16 protein-coding genes are annotated in these 18150 nt (G+C 63.7%); 12 read left to right on the top strand and 4 right to left on the bottom strand.

Annotated features, from left to right (window positions below; genetic code table 11):
- Positions 1-3: 3 nt before the first annotated feature.
- Positions 4-1380, top strand: coding sequence for a vWA domain-containing protein (locus RX329_RS13510; RefSeq protein ID WP_317245923.1), 1377 nt, complete (start codon positions 4-6; stop codon positions 1378-1380).
- 19 nt (positions 1381-1399) lie between these two features.
- Here the strand turns inward: RX329_RS13510 and RX329_RS13505 are convergent, their stop codons facing one another.
- Entirely contained in the window at positions 1400-1582 is a 183-nt protein-coding gene (locus RX329_RS13505; RefSeq protein WP_317245922.1) for a hypothetical protein, read from the bottom strand.
- A gap of 351 nt (positions 1583-1933) precedes the next feature.
- On the opposite strand from RX329_RS13505, the gene RX329_RS13500 reads away from it, so the two are divergent.
- Both RX329_RS13500 and RX329_RS13495 read left to right on the top strand, forming a co-directional pair.
- Positions 1934-2155: a hypothetical protein gene (locus tag RX329_RS13500; RefSeq protein ID WP_018456680.1), complete on the top strand. Its 222-nt coding sequence runs from the start codon at positions 1934-1936 to the stop codon at positions 2153-2155.
- A gap of 213 nt (positions 2156-2368) precedes the next feature.
- Entirely contained in the window at positions 2369-3688 is a 1320-nt protein-coding gene (locus RX329_RS13495) for a dicarboxylate/amino acid:cation symporter (protein WP_018456682.1), read from the top strand.
- A gap of 10 nt (positions 3689-3698) precedes the next feature.
- On the opposite strand, the gene RX329_RS13490 is transcribed toward RX329_RS13495, so the two are convergent.
- Entirely contained in the window at positions 3699-5072 is a 1374-nt protein-coding gene (locus tag RX329_RS13490; protein WP_317245921.1) for a hypothetical protein, read from the bottom strand.
- 97 nt (positions 5073-5169) lie between these two features.
- Positions 5170-6429, bottom strand: coding sequence for an allantoate amidohydrolase (locus tag RX329_RS13485; RefSeq protein ID WP_317245920.1), 1260 nt, complete (start codon positions 6427-6429; stop codon positions 5170-5172).
- Positions 6430-6833: 404 nt separating this feature from the next.
- Between RX329_RS13485 and RX329_RS13480 the strand changes: the two genes are divergently transcribed.
- The 6 genes from RX329_RS13480 to RX329_RS13455 are packed head-to-tail and all read left to right on the top strand — an operon-like array spanning position 6834 to position 12706.
- The gene (locus RX329_RS13480) at positions 6834-7946 is read left to right on the top strand and encodes a BMP family ABC transporter substrate-binding protein (protein WP_317245919.1); all 1113 of its coding nucleotides are present in this window, start codon (positions 6834-6836) and stop codon (positions 7944-7946) included.
- Positions 7943-9055, top strand: a complete 1113-nt coding sequence (locus RX329_RS13475; RefSeq protein WP_317245918.1) for an ABC transporter permease — start codon at positions 7943-7945, stop codon at positions 9053-9055. Before RX329_RS13480 ends, RX329_RS13475 begins: the two co-directional genes overlap by 4 nt.
- A gap of 1 nt (position 9056) precedes the next feature.
- The gene (locus tag RX329_RS13470; RefSeq protein WP_018456688.1) at positions 9057-9983 is read left to right on the top strand and encodes an ABC transporter permease; all 927 of its coding nucleotides are present in this window, start codon (positions 9057-9059) and stop codon (positions 9981-9983) included.
- 11 nt (positions 9984-9994) lie between these two features.
- Positions 9995-10678 (top strand): cysteine hydrolase family protein, encoded by a 684-nt coding sequence (locus RX329_RS13465; RefSeq protein WP_085361056.1) that lies wholly within the window; start codon positions 9995-9997, stop codon positions 10676-10678.
- On the top strand, positions 10675-12207 hold the full coding sequence (locus RX329_RS13460; RefSeq protein WP_317245917.1) for an ABC transporter ATP-binding protein: 1533 nt from the start codon (positions 10675-10677) through the stop codon (positions 12205-12207). Before RX329_RS13465 ends, RX329_RS13460 begins: the two co-directional genes overlap by 4 nt.
- A gap of 13 nt (positions 12208-12220) precedes the next feature.
- Entirely contained in the window at positions 12221-12706 is a 486-nt protein-coding gene (locus tag RX329_RS13455) for a nucleoside deaminase (RefSeq protein WP_085361054.1), read from the top strand.
- 132 nt (positions 12707-12838) lie between these two features.
- Here RX329_RS13455 and RX329_RS13450 read toward each other — a convergent pair whose 3' ends face one another.
- On the bottom strand, positions 12839-13948 hold the full coding sequence (locus tag RX329_RS13450) for a hypothetical protein (protein WP_085350622.1): 1110 nt from the start codon (positions 13946-13948) through the stop codon (positions 12839-12841).
- 573 nt (positions 13949-14521) lie between these two features.
- On the opposite strand from RX329_RS13450, the gene RX329_RS13445 reads away from it, so the two are divergent.
- The 3 genes from RX329_RS13445 to RX329_RS13435 are packed head-to-tail and all read left to right on the top strand — an operon-like array spanning position 14522 to position 18072.
- Entirely contained in the window at positions 14522-16093 is a 1572-nt protein-coding gene (locus RX329_RS13445) for an ABC transporter ATP-binding protein (RefSeq protein ID WP_085350621.1), read from the top strand.
- Positions 16077-17168: an ABC transporter permease gene (locus RX329_RS13440; protein ID WP_085350620.1), complete on the top strand. Its 1092-nt coding sequence runs from the start codon at positions 16077-16079 to the stop codon at positions 17166-17168. Before RX329_RS13445 ends, RX329_RS13440 begins: the two co-directional genes overlap by 17 nt.
- On the top strand, positions 17155-18072 hold the full coding sequence (locus RX329_RS13435) for an ABC transporter permease (RefSeq protein WP_085350619.1): 918 nt from the start codon (positions 17155-17157) through the stop codon (positions 18070-18072). Before RX329_RS13440 ends, RX329_RS13435 begins: the two co-directional genes overlap by 14 nt.
- Positions 18073-18150: the final 78 nt, after the last annotated feature.

The raw sequence follows: 18150 nt of genomic DNA, 5'->3' as shown, positions 1-18150 counted from the left end.
CCGATGCGCGAGAATATTCATCGTTTCTTCCGTGCGGCACGGGGCGCCGGCGTCCATGTCTCGCCTGCCGAAAGCATCGATGCCATGCGCGCGGTCGAGCAGGTCGGCGTTTCCGACCGGACCATCCTGCGCGATGCGCTCCTTCTGACGCTCGCCAAGTCGCAGGACGAAAAGCTCGCGCTCGGTGACTGTTTCGATCTGTTCTTCAGCCAGCCGGAGCCGCGGCAGGAACAGCCTGAAGCCAACAGCAACGATGTTTCGGAGAACGCGGATCAATCTCCGTCGTCGGGCGCGGCCAGCGATGCGAGCGGCGGTTCGCCTCCCGCAGAATTGGGTCCCCTCGCGCAGATGCTGCTGTCGCAGGATCGCAACGCGATCACCGCCGCGATCGCCAGCGCCTCAGGTGCGGCCTCCCTATCCGACATCCGCTACTCCACCCAGCGCGGCATCTTCTCCAGCCGCATCCTCGACGCCATGGGGCTCCAGCGGCTACGCGACGATCTCGACGAGCTGACCGCGACCAATCCGGCACTGGCCGAGCGGCTTCGCGCCGCGCTCGATGCCTTGCGCGAAGCCGTCCGCGACACCGTCGCGCAGGGGCTTGCGCTCTATGCCCGCGAGGAAGCTGAAAACCTCCGCAACGAGATTCTTCGCAACGCGCCGCTTGCCCGCATCGAGCGCCGCCATGTCGCGGAGATGCGCGCTCTCATCCGCCAGATCGCACGTCGCCTGCGCGAGCGCTATTCGAAACCACGCAAGCGCCAACGGCGCGGTCATCTCGACGTCCGCCGCACGCTGCGCCGCAATGCCGCCTGGGGCGGCATCCCCTTTCTCACGGCCTGGAAGCGCAAGCATCGCGATCGGCCGAAGATCGTGGCGCTCTGCGACGTCTCGGGCTCGGTGGCGCAGGTCTCGGATTTCTTCCTGCTCCTGATCCACTCGCTGCACGAGGTGGTCGACGACGTCAATTCCTTTGCCTTCTCCTCGCATCTGATCGAAGTCAGCGACATCCTGGAATCGAAATCGCCGGAAGAAGCGATGGCCGAGATCATGTCCAAGGTCGGCTTCGGCTCCTCCGACTACGGCTCGTCGCTGGCCGATTTCGAGAAGGAGTTCATGAGCGCGCTGACGCCGCAGACCACGGTGATCGTGCTGGGCGATGCCCGCAGCAACAATCTCGATCCGCGCGCCGACATCCTGCGCCGCATCTCCGAGCGCTCGAAGCGACTGGTGTGGCTCAATCCCGAAGGACGTCTCGCCTGGGGCTTTGGCGATTCCGAGATGCCGCGCTATGCGACCTTCTGCAGCGTGGTGCGCCAGTGCGCCACCGCGCAGCAGCTCGAGCGCGCGGTGTCCGATATTGTGGCGACTTATCAGTAGGTCTTACCCACAGCCGACGTCAGTTTCGCCCCAGCTCCATCTGAGCCACATTGCACTCCCGGAAATGATAGGCGATCTCGTCAAGCGCGCGCTGCTCCCATTCCTGAGCTTGCGCAAGCCAGAAAACCCGGCGCTGGAAATCAAGCGCGGCGCGCTCCCGGCACAGGGATTCCTGACTGCGAATTTCGACCAGCCTGTTCATGCACTCCACTCCTGCCGTGTGTAGCCATTCCCCGCGAATCAGCGTAACAGAATCCCGAACCCTTCGTTCTCATGATTTCTGTGCATATTGCGACGCAGAATGGGACAGCAGCGCTTCCCGTGCAGTGCGGCAGTTCGCGGACCAACATCAAGCCTACATCATCAATATGTGATCGAGGCTCGGACGGTCCTCGTGACCGAGCGGTCTTAACTCTTGTGGCGCAATGGCGTGCAGCAATTTGTGAAGAGAAGTTCTAAACGCCTCACCGAATTCCCGACTCATTGTCGTCGCACGGTCTTCATGCAGCGCCTCTAACAGAGGCGCACGAACGGCACTACGGCTTGAGGCAACATGAGCAACGACATCGACTTCGATCTTTCGCCAGACCAATGGGAGGTTCTGAAGGCGCTTCGCGACCCGGTCTCGAACGGTCGCCTTTCCAAGGCCTATCTCATCGAGAGCCTCGTCAAGTTCGGTCTTGTCGTCGTCTGCGACGGCGTGCCGGTCATGACGCCGAATGGACGCAAGGTGCTGGTACGCGGATCGTGTCGGCTGCTGGATCTCGCGGCGTGACGCGGCCACCCGCGCGCAGAACGTGACTGTGGACCGCAAAATCGTCTGTCCACGTGACCGACGGCACCTGGAACGGTTTCCCGGCGCCGATGCGGATGCCGGTCGCACCGCAAAAAGACCGAATAGACCTCCTCCTCAGCGAAAACCGCGACAATCTGGCACGCTAGTTGCTCCTTTCGACGATCGAGACGTCGTCAAAACGGGGGAGTCACCATGTCGACCATTGCCGCGGCCCCGGCCGCCGAGCCAAAGCCGCTCTACACGTCGCTGTTCGTCCAGGTCCTGGCCGCGCTGATCCTCGGCATCATTCTCGGCGTGGCCGCGCCGGATTTTGCCATCTCCCTCAAGATTCTCAGCGACGCCTTCCTGAAGCTGATTTCGATGATCGTGGCGCCGATCGTGTTCTGCGTCGTCGTGCACGGCATTGCCGGCGCGGGCGACCTCAAGAAGGTCGGACGGGTCGGCGTCAAAGCGCTGGTCTATTTCGAGGTGATGACCACAGTCGCGCTCGTGGTAGGTCTCATCCTGGCCTACACTTTCGGCCCCGGCCATGGCATGAACATCGACCCCTCGACGCTGGACGCCAAGGCGCTCAATACCTATGCCGACAACGCCCACAAGCTTCAGGGCGGCGGCATCGGCTCCTTCCTCCTCAACGTGATCCCGAGCACCTCGTTCGACGCGTTGTCGCGCAACGACGTGCTCCAGGTGCTGTTTTTCGCCGTGCTGTTCGGCGTAGGCCTCGCACTGGTCGGCGGCGAGAAGGGCAAGCTCGTGACGTCGATGATCGATGCCGCCTCGACCGTGCTGTTCCGCGTCATGGGGCTTATCGTCCGCGTTGCTCCACTTGGCGTGCTCGGCGCAGTCGCCTACACCGTCGGCAAATACGGCGTCGGCTCGCTCAAGCAGCTCGTCTCACTGGTTGCGCTGTTCTACGTCTCGGTCGGCATCTTCGTGCTGGGCGTGCTCGGCGGCGTCATGGCGCTTGCCGGCATCAACATCCTCAAATTCCTCGCCTACCTGCGCGAGGAGTTGACGATCGTGCTCGCGACCGCCTCGTCCGACGCCGTGCTGCCGCAGATCATGAAGAAGCTGGAGCGGATGGGCGTGAAGGATTCCGTCGTCGGACTCGTGATTCCGACCGGATATTCCTTCAACCTCGACGCGTTCTCGATCTACCTGACGCTTGCGGTCGTCTTCATCGCGCAGGCGACCAACACGCCGCTGTCCTTCGGCGACCTCCTGCTGGTGCTCGGCGTCTCCCTGATCACCTCGAAGGGCGCCCATGGCGTACCGGGCTCCGCGATCGTGATTCTGGCGGCGACGCTGAACGCGGTGCCCAGCATCCCTGCGATCGGCCTCGTGCTGGTCTTGTCGGTCGACTGGTTCATCGGCATGGCTCGCGCGGTCGGCAACCTCACCGGCAATTGCGTTGCGACCGTGGTGGTGGCCGCCTGGGAAGGCGACCTCGATCGCGCCAAGGCGGCCAAGGTCCTCGACGGTGGCGAGCTTGTGGACGTGACGGCTGGGTAACGACCGCCGTTCAGTCATTCCAATGGAGGAGCGGCGTTCCATGCGCCCTCCTCCACACAGAGAGGAAACGCGGAAACCAGGAGTGGGCCACGGCACCCTTGTAGGCCCAGGTGCGATACTTCAGGCCCCGCTCCGAGATCAGTTCCTGATAGCCGCCGTGGACTTCGGTTGCGGTGCGAATGTCCTTCAGAATTCCCTGGGCGCAGGAACGGTAGGTATCGCTGCACGAGAATTCATCATAGTCCAGCATGCGATCCGCGAATTCGACGTTGAACGTCGGCCAGGAGGAACGTCCCTGATAGGCGGGAGCCGCGATCTTGTGGATCATCTTGTTCCGCGGATTATCCGCGGACACCAGGAAGTGGAATGTGCCGGGGATGCGAAAGCGCGGCTCCGCCATGATCAGATCCGCCGTGGCTGCGAACAGCGCGCGCTCGGCCGGCTCGTTCATATCCCAGAAGCCGCGATGCACATTGACGAAATCCAGAGCGACCGAGGACACCGGCGAGCCTGAGGGGCCATCCAGGGAATGCCTGATATAGCCACCCTTGCCGAACAGGCGGAGCAGGTCCCTCTTGTACTGCGCCAGGTCGCGTCCGAGCCGCCGCTTCAGCTCGTTCTCGTCGATGATCCCGAGCCGCACGCCCCACACGAAGGTCGTGTAGACGCAGGCATTGGTGACGAAACGCCTGCGCTCGGCGCGCGTGTCCGTTGCCGCAGAGCGCGGAGCACTGGCATCGCACAGCAAATACGTAGAGCCATCATCATTGAACGGCTCGAGCTCGCTTGCGAGCTGGAGGATCGCGCGCTTCAGATCACCGCAATATTCGGCCAGCAGCAGGCGACCGGCATGCGCGCATTGCGACATCGCCAGATAGGACGACGCTCTCTCCTCGGCAGAGATCATCTGCCGCAGGCCGGCCAGAATGCCGAGCAGCGTATCCGAAGGGCGCGAGAAATAGTTCACGCCGAGATACCGGGCGCGCGCCGCCGGGACGATCGTCGTCGTGACGACGTTGGCGCGAACTGCTTCCAGCAGCAGGCGGACGCTCTTTTCGAGCAGACGAGCCCGGCGAACCGCATCCTGCGAATCCATGATGGTGTCGGGGTCGAGGATGTCGGGATAGAACCAGGCAAAGTCGCGCGGATAGCACGCAGAAGCGTGCGGCGCGCCCGTAACGAGAAAGGACTCAGATACCGCAAAAGCACTGTCCATCGAGTGCCGGTAAAGGTCCTCGATAGCCGTGAACGGATGATGCGACTGCCTCAGGAATCGATCACCGAGAAAGTTCACCGCCTGAAGCGCGTTGGCAACGAAGGTCGCCGCCATACCCTGGTAAAATCGGTTTTCGCCATGGGATGGAAAAGAGATGCCGCTGTTCATACGCGCCGTCGAATGTTGTCTCGTGGTCCGGCGGGACGCCGTTACGACGCTAGACCTGTCTGATTCTTATCTCTAGCCGGTGACGTGAGGAGCCGATTTACCCTTGCCGCGGCCGAAAATTCTCGATCAGCCCCAGCAACACTCGCGCGCCGGCGTCGGCATCGGCGAGCTCGACATGCTCGTCGGGGTGATGGCTGATTCCGCCGCGGCAGCGAACGAAGATCATGCCGACGTCGGCAATGTCGATCATGGCCATGCCGTCATGCCCCGCCCCGCTCGGCAGCTCGAACACGGAAAAACCTTCCGCTTTGATCGCCTGCGCGATCTGCTCCTTGAGCCAGGGCGCGCAGGGCGCGGTGCGGTTCTCGTGGGTGACGTCGAGCTGAAGTGTCAATTGGCGGCGCTTTGCGATGGCCTCGATCTGCCTCACGACGTCGGCGACCGCGCGCTTGCGGTGCATGTCGGTCGGCGCCCGCATATCGATGGTGAACGACACCTCGCCCGGGATGACGTTGGTCGCGCCGGGCCTCGCCTGGATGTAGCCGACGGTGCCGACCAGCCCACCCTCGTCGGTGCGGCAAAACTGCTCGATCGCACCGATGCATTCGGCCGCGCCCGCCAACGCATCGCGCCGAAGCGCCATCGGCACCGTGCCGGCGTGCCCCGCCATGCCGGTTAGCCGCGCGGCAAGCCGTGTCGCGCCCGCGATCGCAGTGACAACTCCGACGGGGAGGTTTTGCGTTTCCAGCACCGGCCCCTGCTCGATGTGCAGCTCGAGATAGGCAAGCAGCTCGCGCCGGGCCCGCGCGGCCGCGCCGATATGATCGGGGTCGAGCCCGAACTGCACCAGCGCATCGCGCATCGCGACGCCATCGCTGTCGCGTGTGTTGAGGACGCTTTCGTCAAAAGTGCCGGCCACGGCGCGGCTGCCGAGCAGGGTGGAGGCAAAGCGTACCCCTTCCTCATCCGCAAAACCGACGATTTCGATCGCGAACGGCAGGCGCTTGCCGCGGCGGTTGAGATCGGCGACGCAGGCGATCGCCGTGATCACGCCCAACGGCCCGTCCCATTTGCCGGCATCGCGCACGGTATCGTAGTGCGAGCCGAGCATCAGGCAGGGCGCGCCCGGCCGCTCCCCTTCGTAGCGCCCGCAGACATTCCCGATCGCGTCGAGACGTGCACTCATACCGGCGTCGTGCATCCAGCTCAGGATGAGGTCCGCCGCCTTGCGCAGCTCGCCGGTCAGATAGATGCGGGTGAGCTTGTCGCCTTCTTCCGAGATCGCCGCGAGCTCGTTGATCCTTCGCGCGATCTCTTCGCCGAGCGAACCATTCTGAACGGCGGTACCAGCAACCATCTCGGCGGGCTTTCCATCTCTCGAGACCGCAGCGACGGCAGTCCTGGCGGCTATCGATTCAAGTTCGATGCCAGCGAAATCACGCTACCGACATCGTTCCAATCAGCGCGTGGTTAGCATGAATGCGGTCGCCGGCAGACCACCCGGCCCTCGTCATGCACATGCCTAAGCCGGGTAAGACTGCTTAACTCCATTGCATACAATCATAAAATACTGCCTATATTTTCATCTGCTGCTTTCCTGATCAAGCTCGGATCACCGAAAATAGCAAATTACTCTCAATAACTTAAGTGGAAATCCTCCCTCGGTAGCCTCTGGCACGAAGCTTGCGACAATCTATCCCGGGCTCCGCCAGACCGGCGCAGCGCGAGATGAGGCGGTGCATCCGCCAAGGGGAGCAAGCAATGGAATTTGGCAGGATCTCACGACGTCATTTGTTGCAGGGCGGCGCGGCCGTCACCCTCGGTGCGGCGACGGGCATTCGTCCGGCCTTCGCGGCCGAGACCACCATCGGATTCATCTACGTCGGCTCGCGGGACGACTATGGCTACAACCAGGCGCATGCGCAGGGCGCGGCGGCGCTGAAGAAGATTCCCGGCCTCAAAGTCGTGGAAGAAGAGAAGGTGCCGGAGACCGACGCGGTCGAGAAGACGATCGAGTCCATGATCAATCTCGACGGCGCCACCCTGCTCTTCCCGACCTCGTTTGGTTACTACAATCCTCACATGGTCAAGATGGCCAACAAATTCCCGAAGCTGCACTTCGAGCACTGCGGCGGCCTGTGGAGCGACAAGGACCCGAAAAACGCCGGCAGCTATTTCGGCTACATCGACGAGGCCCAATACATCTCGGGCATCGTTGCCGGCTACAGCTCCAAGAGCGGCAAGCTCGGCTTCGTAGCGGCCAAGCCGATCCCGCAGGTGCTGCGCAACATCAACGCATTCGCGCTCGGCGCGAGGCTTGCCAATCCCAAGGCCACCACGCAAGTGATCTTCACTGGTGACTGGTCGATGCCGGTCAAGGAAGCCGAGGCCACCAACAGCCTGATCGATCAGGGCGTCGACGTCCTCACCTGCCATGTCGATGGTCCCAAGACCATGGTCGAGAACGCCGCGCGTCGGGGCGCCATGGTGTGCGGCTATCACGTCAACCAGTCGCCGCTCGCGCCAAAAGCGTATCTCACGGGCGCCGAGTGGAACTGGGAAGCGCTGTACCCCAAGTTCGTCACGATGATCGCCGCCGGCGAGAGCATCCCGAACTTCTATCGCGGCGGCCTCAAGGAGGAGATCGTCAAGACCTCGCCCTATGGCGAAGCGGTCTCCGCCGAGGCGCGCAAGCACGCCGACGACGTCAAGGCCAAGTTCTTGTCCGGTGACGGCTACGCCATCTTCAAGGGAGGGCTGGTCGACAACAAGGGCAAGACGGTGATCGCGGCCGGCACCGATCGCGGCCAGAAGGATCCCGAACTCGAGAAGATGGACTATCTCGTGGAGGGCGTGGTCGGGGCGACTTCGTGACGACGGAAGCTGCAGATCTCGCTGAAGCGGTCGGGACCGTTGCCCCGGCCGCCGATCCGGGATTCCTCCAACGTCACGGCGGAGCGATCGAATATATCCTGATCCCGGGCGCGGCGCTGGCCGGCGCGCTAGGGGTCTTCGGCATCTTGGTCGCGATGTTCGGCAAGAGCCCGCTCGACCTCTATTTCTACATGTACTACGGCGCGTTCGGCACCTGGTTCTCATGGCAGAACACGTTGACGCGCGCGGCGCCGCTGATCCTTACCGCACTCTGCACGGCGCTGCCCGCGCAGCTCGGCATGGTCATCATCGGCGGCGAAGGCGCACTCCTGATCGGCGCGCTGTCGGCAACCAGCGCAGCACTGGTGCTTCAGGGCATGCCGCCGCTTATCGTGCAAATCGCCATGGTCGTCGCCGGCGTGATCGGCGGCGGCCTCTGGGTCATGCTTTCGGGCGCGCTACGGCAATATCGCGGCGTCAACGAAACGATCTCGAGCCTGCTGCTCGTCTATATCGCGCTCGCGGTCCTCAACCATCTCGTCGAAGGCGCGATGCGCGACCCCGGCAGCCTGAACAAGCCGTCGACCCGCGAGATCGGCGCGGCCAACATGATCGGATCGATCCCCGGCACCGATGTGCATTGGGGTCTCGTGTTCGGCCTGATCGCCGCGTTCGCCGCCTATATCCTGATCTATCACACTGTGTTTGGCTTCGCCGCGCGTGTTGCCGGCGGCAACATCCGCGCTGCGAAGATCGTCGGTCTCAATGTCAGCAAGCTGATCCTGATCGTCTGCTTCCTCGCCGGCGGCGCCGCGGGCCTTGCAGGCATGGTCGAGGTCGCCGCGGTGCAGGGGCGCACCAACGCGAACCTCGCCGCAGGCTACGGCTTCACAGGGATTCTCGTCGCCTTCCTGGCGCGGCAAAATCCGCTCGCCATTATCCCCGTCGCGATCCTGCTCGGTGGTATCAGCGCCAGCGGCGGGCTGTTGCAGCGCCGCCTCGGATTGCCGGATGCATCCGTGCTGGTGCTGCAAGGCATCATCTTCGTCTTCGTGCTGGCCAGCGATGCGCTCTACGGCCGCATCGGGTTTCTGAAGGGAAAGTCCTGAGATGGCAGACGGCTCGATCGGACTCTGGACCGTTCCGCTCGCCGTGCTCGGCGGCGCCATTCGAGTCTCGACCCCGTTCCTGTTCGTGAGCCTGGGCGAATGCATCACCGAGCGCTCCGGCCGCATCAATCTCGGCCTCGAAGGCACGCTGGTAATGGGCGCGATGAGCGCCTACGGGATTTCCTACCTTACGGGATCGCCGTGGCTCGGCGTGCTCGCCGCTGGCATCACCGGCGCGCTTCTGGGCGCGCTGCATGCCGGCATCTGCTCGTTGCCGCGCGTCAACGACATTGCGGTTGGCATCGCCTTGATGCTGTTCGGCACCGGGCTTGCCTTCTATCTCGGCAAGCCGCTGATCGAGCCCACCGCGCCGCGGCTGCCCGCGATCGATTTCGGCTGGTGGAGCGACATTCCACAGGTGCGCGCGGCACTACGGGTCAACGTGTTGTTCCTGATTGGTGTCGCGCTCGCCCCAACTCTCTACTGGGCCTTCCGGACCACGCGCTGGGGCCTCCTGATCCGCACCGCCGGCGAGAGTTCGGACGCCGCGCGTGCGATGGGCCACTCCGTGCTGCTGATCCGCTTGCGCGCGACCATGGTCGGCGGCTTCCTCGCCGGCATCGGTGGCTCCTTTCTGTCGCTGTTCTATCCCGGAAGCTGGAACGAGGGCCTGTCCTCGGGCCAGGGCATCACGGCCGTGGCGCTCGTGATCTTCGCGCGCTGGGACCCCTTGCTGTGTCTCTGGGCCTCGCTCGCTTTCGGTGGCGCCGCAGCGCTGGGACCCGCGTTGCAATCGGTCGGCGTCACCTCCGGCTACCACCTCTTCAACGCAGCCCCCTACCTCCTGACGCTGGCGATCATGATCATCACCTGCTCGCCGAAACGCACGTTGACCGGAGCCCCGGCCGAATTGTCGATCACCCGCTAGAGAGCGAAATCATGCCCGAGCGCACCATCAAGTCCGAACCCTATGCATGGCCCTATAACGGCGATCTGCGCCCCGAGAACACCGCGCTCATCATCATCGACATGCAGACCGATTTCTGCGGCGTCGGCGGCTATGTGGACAAGATGGGCTATGATCTCTCACTGACGCGGGCGCCGATCGAGCCGATCAAGAAACTGCTGACGGCAATGCGCGCTCAAGGCTTTCACATCATCCATACCCGCGAAGGCCACCGTCCCGATCTCTCTGATCTTCCTGCCAACAAGCGCTGGCGTTCCCGGCAGATCGGCGCCGGCATCGGCGATCCCGGCCCATGCGGCCGGATCCTGGTGCGCGGCGAGCCCGGGTGGGACATCATCCCCGAGCTCGCGCCGCTGCCCGGCGAACCCATCATCGACAAGCCCGGCAAGGGTTCGTTCTGCGCCACCGATCTGGAGCTGATCCTGCGCGTGCGCGGCATCGAGAACATCGTGCTCACCGGGATCACCACCGACGTCTGCGTTCACACCACCATGCGTGAGGCCAACGACCGCGGCTTCGAATGCGTGCTGTTGCATGACTGCTGCGGTGCGACCGACAAGAGCAACCACGATCACGCGCTGAAGATGATCAAGATGCAGGGCGGTGTGTTCGGTGCGGTCTCGACCTCCGACGCCTTCATCGGAGCGATTTCGTGATCGTCGGCGAAACGCCACCGCCATCGGGCGCCTTCGGCGTCGATGCCATCGCCATGACCATGCGTTTCGGCGATTTCCTGGCGCTGGACAATGTCGCGCTGAAAGTGCGGCCGGGTTCGTTCCATGCGTTGCTCGGCGAGAACGGCGCCGGCAAGTCGACCCTCGTCAAATGTATCATGGGCTATTACCACGCCACCGAGGGTGACATTCTCGTCGGCGGGCGCGAGCAGGCGATCGGCAATCCAAAGGACGCCCACGCACTCGGCCTCGGCATGGTCTACCAGCATTTCACGCTGGTGCCCGCGATGACGGTCGCCGAAAATCTGGTGCTGGCGCGCGATGACGTGCCGGCCGTGCTGAACTGGCCGAAGGAGATGAAGGAGCTCGAGGCCTTTCTCGCGCGCATGCCGTTCAAGGTACCGCTCAGGTCAAAAGTCGCCGACATCTCCGCGGGCGAACGGCAGAAATGCGAGATCCTCAAGCAGCTCTACCTGAAGCGTCGCTTCCTGATCCTGGACGAGCCGACCTCGGTGCTGACCCCGGCGGAAGCCGACGAGGTGCTTGGCATGCTCCGCGACATGGTCGTCAAGGGCGAGCTGACCATCCTGATGATCACGCACAAGTTCCGCGAGGTCATGGCCTTCGCCGACGACGTCACAATCCTGCGCCGCGGCAAGCTCGCCGGTGCCGGCAAGGTTTCCGAACTGACGCCGGACGCGATGGCGCGCACCATGATCAGCGCCGAGGAGCTGATGGTGCAGCCGCCACGCACCGGTGAGGCCGGCAAGGCGAGGCTGGAGGTGGCGAAGATGCGCGCGCGCGACGACGCCGGCGCCATCGCCGTGCATGACGTCTCCCTCACGGTCCGTGCCGGCGAGATCGTCGGCATCGCCGGCGTCTCCGGCAACGGCCAGCGCCAGCTCGTCGAGGTGCTGGCCGGGCAGCGCGGGGCTGAGAGTGGCGAGATCCGCGTCGCCGGCGATCCCTATCACGCCAGCCGCGAGGAGATGCGGCGGCACAATATGTCACTCCTGCCGGAGGAGCCGCTGAAGAACGCCTGTGTCGGCGGCATGAGCGTCGCCGACAACATCGCCTTCCGCGAATTCGACCGCGCGCCTTTCGCTAGCCTCGGCTGGTGGCTCAACCGCGGTGCCTTCCGCGTCGACGCGCGGAAGAAGATCGCCCAGTACAAGATCAAGACCCGCACGCCCGACACGCCGATCTCGGCGCTGTCGGGCGGCAATGTCCAGCGCGCCGTGCTGGCCCGTGAGCTCGGCGGCGACGTCGAGGTGCTGATCGCGGCCAATCCCTGCTTCGGGCTCGATTTCGCGGCGGTAGCGCAAATCCATGCCGAGATCATGGCCGCGCGCAACCGCGGCGCCGCGGTGCTGTTGGTCAGCGAGGACCTCGACGAACTCCTTGAACTCTCCGATCGGCTGGTGGTGATGTTCCACGGCGAATTCGTGTATGAAGCACGGACCAGCGAAGCCGATCTCACCGTGGTCGGCCGGCACATGGCGGGGCATTGACCAGGGAAGAGCGATGAGCGGCGGGTCCGAACGTGACGAGCACTTCCTCCGCCTTTCCTTCGCGGTCGCCCGCCGTTCCCTCACGCACGGCAACCATCCCTTCGGCTGCATCGTGGTCGATGCCGAGGGCAAGGTCCTGATCGAGGCCGAGAACGGCTACATGCCGGATCACGACGGCACCGCGCATGCCGAGCGCCTCGCCGCCACGCAGGCCTGCCGCACGCTTGGCCGCGAGGTGTTGGCGAGAGCCACGCTCTATTCCTCCGCCGAGCCCTGCGCGATGTGCGCCGGCGCGATCTACTGGGCCGGCATCGGCCGTGTCGTCTATGGCCTCAGCGAGCACCGCCTGCGCGGCATCACCGGCGATCATCCGGAGAACCCGACGCTCGACTTGCCCTGTCGCGAAGTCTTTGCCAGCGGCCAGCGGCCGACAGAGGTTGCGGGGCCGCTGCTCGAAGACGAGGCCGAAGCGCTGCACGACGGCGTGTGGACGAAGTAGCAAACACCAATTCAATTTCGTAGAGCGGATTGCGCCTACGGCTCATCCCCGACCTTCCTGCCCACAAACGAAGATGACGCCGCGGAGGTTTGACGCGGCGCCATCGTCGTTCACCTGAAGCGTGTCAGGTGGCTAGAATTTCACAGTGACACCGGAGTAGAGCGAGGACTCGGTGCAGGAGCCGGTGCTCACCCTCGCGCCACCGGCCAAAGTGGTGCAGGCCACCGCGTTGTTGTGATCGAGGCCGAACTTGTTCTGCCAATACCGGTAGGCGACCCAGACGTCCACGAAGTGCGAGTACTTCTCACCCCACACCGCCTTCGAGGCATCGAGGGTCAGGCGGATCGGCTCGGAGTTGAACTCGACCTTGGTGGGATAGACGCCGTTGGCGACGCTGGCGGGAAGCGGCTCAGTGTCGGTGCCCTTCTTGCCGTACCACGCCGCGCGGCCGCTGATCGAGAAATACTGCATGTTCTGCGGCAGGAAGCCGAGGTCCATATAGTAGTTGGTTTCGATCGCCCAGGTCGGCTTGAACGATGTGTTGCCGTCAGCAATACACGGAGCGGACCAACCGGCGCCGCACTGCGAGAAGGAGTTGTGGTTGGCGAACTCCCAATACACCAGCGGCGCGACGTTGAAGTAGCCCTTATAGGGGAGATCGAAGGCGAACTGCAGACCGGCAACGACGTCGCGCTTGGCGGCGCCGAAATAGCGGTTCTCCGTGTTGGCATCCATGCCAATCTCGAACGAGATATTGTGCAGCGGGCCCTGCGTGAAAGCCTTGGTGTTGAAGATCTCGTTCCAGCCGAAGGTCGAGCGGAAAAGACCGTAGATTTCTGTCGCGCCGGCACAGCTCGTCGGCGTCGCAGCGAAGCCCGCAGCCGGCGAAACGACCACGCCTGTGGCGGTACACGGGCCGGCCGGATCATTGTGGTCCGACTTGAACATCGAGATGGTGAAGAAGTTGGTGCCGTAGGTCCAGGCATCGAAGTGGGTGAAGGAGTAGACCTGCTTCGTCGTCTTGGCGTTGATCACGCCGTTGGTGTTGGTGAACGCACCGGGCTGCGAGGCATTGAAGATGTAGGAGAAGGTGACGCGGTCGTCGATCACCAGGAAGAACGGAAGGTCGGCCGCCTTCTTGGCAGCCTTGACCGGCAGATCCGCCGCCTGAGCCAGGCCACCGGTAGCAACCGTAGCAAGTGACAGCGCGCCTGCTGCAATTGCCTTGAAACGAAACGACATCCTGAATACCCCCAAGTTTGGACACGTAAAAATGAACGTCCCTTGGGTGCGACACTTGCGCCGATCTCCCGGAGTGAGAAGCCTCAACTTGTTTCAAGGCATGCCGCTTGTTTGCACAGGGCGCGGCGTTTCACCGGCCGATTTGGAAGGCCAACCTCACCGCCACGCCGTCGGCCGAGAGCGACCCATTGCCGGATATCCCCATTTGATTTCGTTCGCCTTTTCATGTCGACCGGACAAGGCAAACAAGATGGGTGGAAGCTACTGTCGCGGTGTTCGCAAATGCATACGCGTGCTGGCGCGTCTCTGCTTAACTTCACGCCAAGCCTGCATAGCGGGTTCCGATTTGGCTTGAGCCGTCACAAATTTGCAACAGGCGTCACACGCAAGCCCGGACTGCAAAGGCTGCTCGGAAGGTGTCTGAGGACGATCGCCGCCGGCGAGAGCCGAGACTCGCCGACACCTCCTGCCTGCCGAAGCGTTGAGCAAGGGATGACGCTTTTTCACACCTTACGCGGCGGTTCAAACTAGCCCAGTATTGAGGCACTTCACCCCATGCAAGCGCATCAGCGAATGTTGGATCCCACGGCTAAGAGCCTGCATTCCGGCGAGTCCCCGCTCCTCAGGACGGTCGGGCTCACCAAGCGCTATGGCGATTTCCTCGCCAACGATGCCATCGACATCGATATCTGGCCAACGGAAATCCACGCGCTGCTGGGCGAGAACGGCGCCGGCAAGTCGACGCTGGTCAAGGCGATCTACGGGCTGATCCAGCCCAGCGCTGGCCAGATTTTCTGGCAGGGCCAGCCGATCGTGCTGTCCGGCCCCTCGGAAGCGCGCAGCCGCGGCATCGGCATGGTGTTCCAGCACTTCTCGTTGTTCGACAATCTCACCGTCGCCGAGAACGTCGCGCTCGGCCTCGACGGGAAAGAATCCTTCAAGGACATGTCGGCGCGGCTTGAGCAGGTGTCGAAGACTTATGGATTGCCGCTAGATCCCAAACGCGAGGTCTGGCAATTGTCGGTCGGCGAACGCCAGCGCATTGAGATCGTTCGCGCGCTGATGCAGGATCCGCAATTCCTGATCCTTGACGAGCCCACCTCGGTGCTGACACCACAGGAAGCCGACCAGCTCTTCGTCGTGCTGGAGCGGCTCAAGGCCGAAGGTCGCGCCATCCTTTATATCAGCCACAAGCTCGAAGAGGTGAAGCGCTTGTGCGACACGGCAACGATCCTGCGCGGCGGCAAGAAGGTGGAGACCTGCAATCCCAGGCTTGAGACCGCCGCTTCGCTGGCGCGCATGATGGTCGGCGGTGAGATCAAGGAGGTGAAGGCGGCCGCCGGCCGGCAGACCACGGTGCCGCGTCTCGTCGTCAACGACCTCTCGCTCGCCCCCGGCGAAGCGCATGGCGTGCGGCTCGAGCATATCTCGTTCGAGCTGAAAGGCGGCGAGATCCTCGGCATCGCCGGGGTCGCCGGCAACGGCCAGGACGAACTTTTCGCCGCGCTGTCCGGCGAACGCCTGTCGAAGGATCCCGGCACGATCGTCATCGAAGGCCTTGCTGCCGGCCATCTCTCGATCACGCAGCGCCGCAAGCTCGGCGCGGCATTCGTTCCCGAGGAGCGGCTCGGCCACGGCACCGCGCCGCGCATGAAGCTTTCCGAGAATGCGCTTCTCACCGGGCACGCCGCCAGCGGCATGGTCCATCACGGCTTCATCGATACTGCCGCCACCCTGAAGACGGTTGACCGCGCAACCGAGACCTTCGACGTCCGCAAGGCCAAGCGCGATCCGGAAGCAGCATCCCTCTCCGGCGGCAATCTGCAGAAATTCATCGTGGGACGCGAGATCCTGCGCAATCCCGCGGTGCTGGTGGTGAGCCAGCCGACCTGGGGCGTCGACGCTGGCGCTGCCGCCGTCATCCGCCAGGCGCTGCTTGATCTCGCAACCGCAGGCGCCGCCGTGCTCGTCACCAGCCAGGACCTCGACGAGCTCGCGGAAATCGCCGACCGCATCGCCGTGATGTTCCATGGCCATCTGTCCGCACCGCTCGCCACCAGCGAGGCGACGCGCGAAAAACTAGGCCTGTTGATGGGCGGCAGCACGCTGGAGCCGAAGGAGGCCGCGCATGCAGTTGGTGCTTGAGAAGCGCGCCGAACGCTCCAACACGATCGCGCTGATCTCGCCGCTGATCGCGATCGGCCTCACGATCGTGACCATGGTCATCCTGTTCGCGATCCTTGGCAAGAATCCGCTGCTCGCGCTGCACGCCTATTTCGTCGCGCCTTTGACCGACAGCTATTCGCTCCAGGAAATCGCGGTGAAGGCGACACCGCTGGTGATGATCGCGATCGGGCTGTCGCTCTGCTATCTCGCCAATGCCTGGAACATCGGCGCCGAAGGGCAGTTCCTGATCGGTGCAGTCGCCGGAAGCTGGATTGCGGTGAAGACGCAGGGCACCGACGCCGGTGTCTGGGTGCTGCCGGTCATGCTCGTGCTCGCCGCCGCCGCAGGCGCGCTCTACGCAATGATCCCGGCAATCTGCAAGGTGAAGTTCGGCGCCAGCGAAATCCTGACCAGCCTGATGCTTGTGTATGTCGCCGATCTCTTCCTCGACTATCTCGTGCGCGGCCCCTGGCGCGATCCGCACGGTTTCAACTTTCCGACCACCGCCGAGTTCGACCCCGTCGCAACGGTGCCGCTGCTGATCGAAGGCGGCCGGCTGCATCTCGGCTCGATCATCGCCCTTCTCGTTGTCGCGGCGGTGGCGATCCTGCTCGGGCGCACCATCAAGGGATTCGAGATTCGCGTGGTCGGTGCGGCGCCGCGCGCCGCGCGGTTCGGCGGCTTCAATTCCAACCAGTTGATCATCCTGACCTTCGCCGTCTCGGGCGCGCTGGCAGGCCTCGCCGGCATCATCGAGGTTGCAGGTCCGGTCGGGCATCTCCAGCCCGGCATCTCGCCGGGTTACGGTTTCACGGCGATCATCGTCGCCTTTCTCGGCCGGTTGAACCCCCTTGGAATATTAATTGCAGGCCTTTTTCTCGCGTTGACCTTTATCGGCGGCGAGCAGGCGCAGATCGCGATGAAGATCCCGTTGGACGTGACAAAGGTTTTTCAGGGCATCCTGCTGTTCTACGTGCTCGCCTGCGATTCCCTCATCCTCTACCGCTTCAAGCTGGTTTTCCCGAACCGACAGGTGGCTCGTGGAACTCATTGAAGCCATCATCCTCGCGGTGCTCGCCGCCTCGACGCCGCTCCTGATCGCGGCGACCGGCGAGCTCGTGACCGAGCGCTCCGGTGTGCTCAATCTCGGCGTCGAGGGCATGATGATCGTCGGCGCCGCATGTGGCTTTGCAGGTGCGTGGTTGACCGGCTCGATCTTTATCGGCGCACTGTTCGGCATCGTCGCCGGCACGTTGATATCACTGGTCTTCGCACTGATGGCGCTCGGGCTTGCGGTCAACCAGGTTGCGACAGGGCTGGCGCTGACCATCCTGGGCGTCGGACTCTCCGGCCTGATCGGCGCCGGTTTCGTCGGCGAGCGCATCACGCCGGCAACGCATCTTTACATTCCCGGCCTTACCGACATCCCTCTGATCGGCCGCGTGCTGTTCGGCGAGGACGCCTTTATCTATTTTTCTCTGGCGCTGGTCGCCGGCGTCTGGTGGTTCCTGTACCGCACGCGGTCAGGATTGATCCTGCGCGCCTGCGGCGACAACCACGTGTCTGCGCATGCGCTCGGCTATCCCGTGCTGCGCATCCGCACCTTAGCGGTGATGTTCGGCGGCGCCTGCGCCGGACTTGCCGGCGCTTATCTGCCGCTCGCCTATACGCCGTTCTTCATTCCGGGCATGACCGCAGGCCGCGGCTGGATCGCGCTGGCGCTGGTGGTGTTCTCGTCCTGGCGGCCAGGCCGCCTCGTGGTCGGCGCGTATCTGTTCGGCGCGGTGACGATCCTGCAGCTGCACGCGCAGGGCTGGGGCGTCGGCATTCCCTCGCAGCTGATGTCGGCGCTGCCTTATCTTTCGACTGTCATCGTCTTGGTCCTGCTCTCCCGCGCGCGCACGGGTGGATCGACCGCACCGGCTGCGCTTGGCACCGTGTTCGTGCCTGACCGCTAGCGTTTCATCTCCGCACCGTGCGCGATGGGGCGCGCACGTTGCGGATCATGGCTTTCCCCTGATGTTTGGAGATTGATG

This window comes from Bradyrhizobium sp. BWC-3-1 (genome assembly GCF_032917965.1).
GTDB lineage: Bacteria > Pseudomonadota > Alphaproteobacteria > Rhizobiales > Xanthobacteraceae > Bradyrhizobium > Bradyrhizobium canariense_D.
This window is presented reverse-complemented; position numbering and strand designations above follow the sequence as displayed.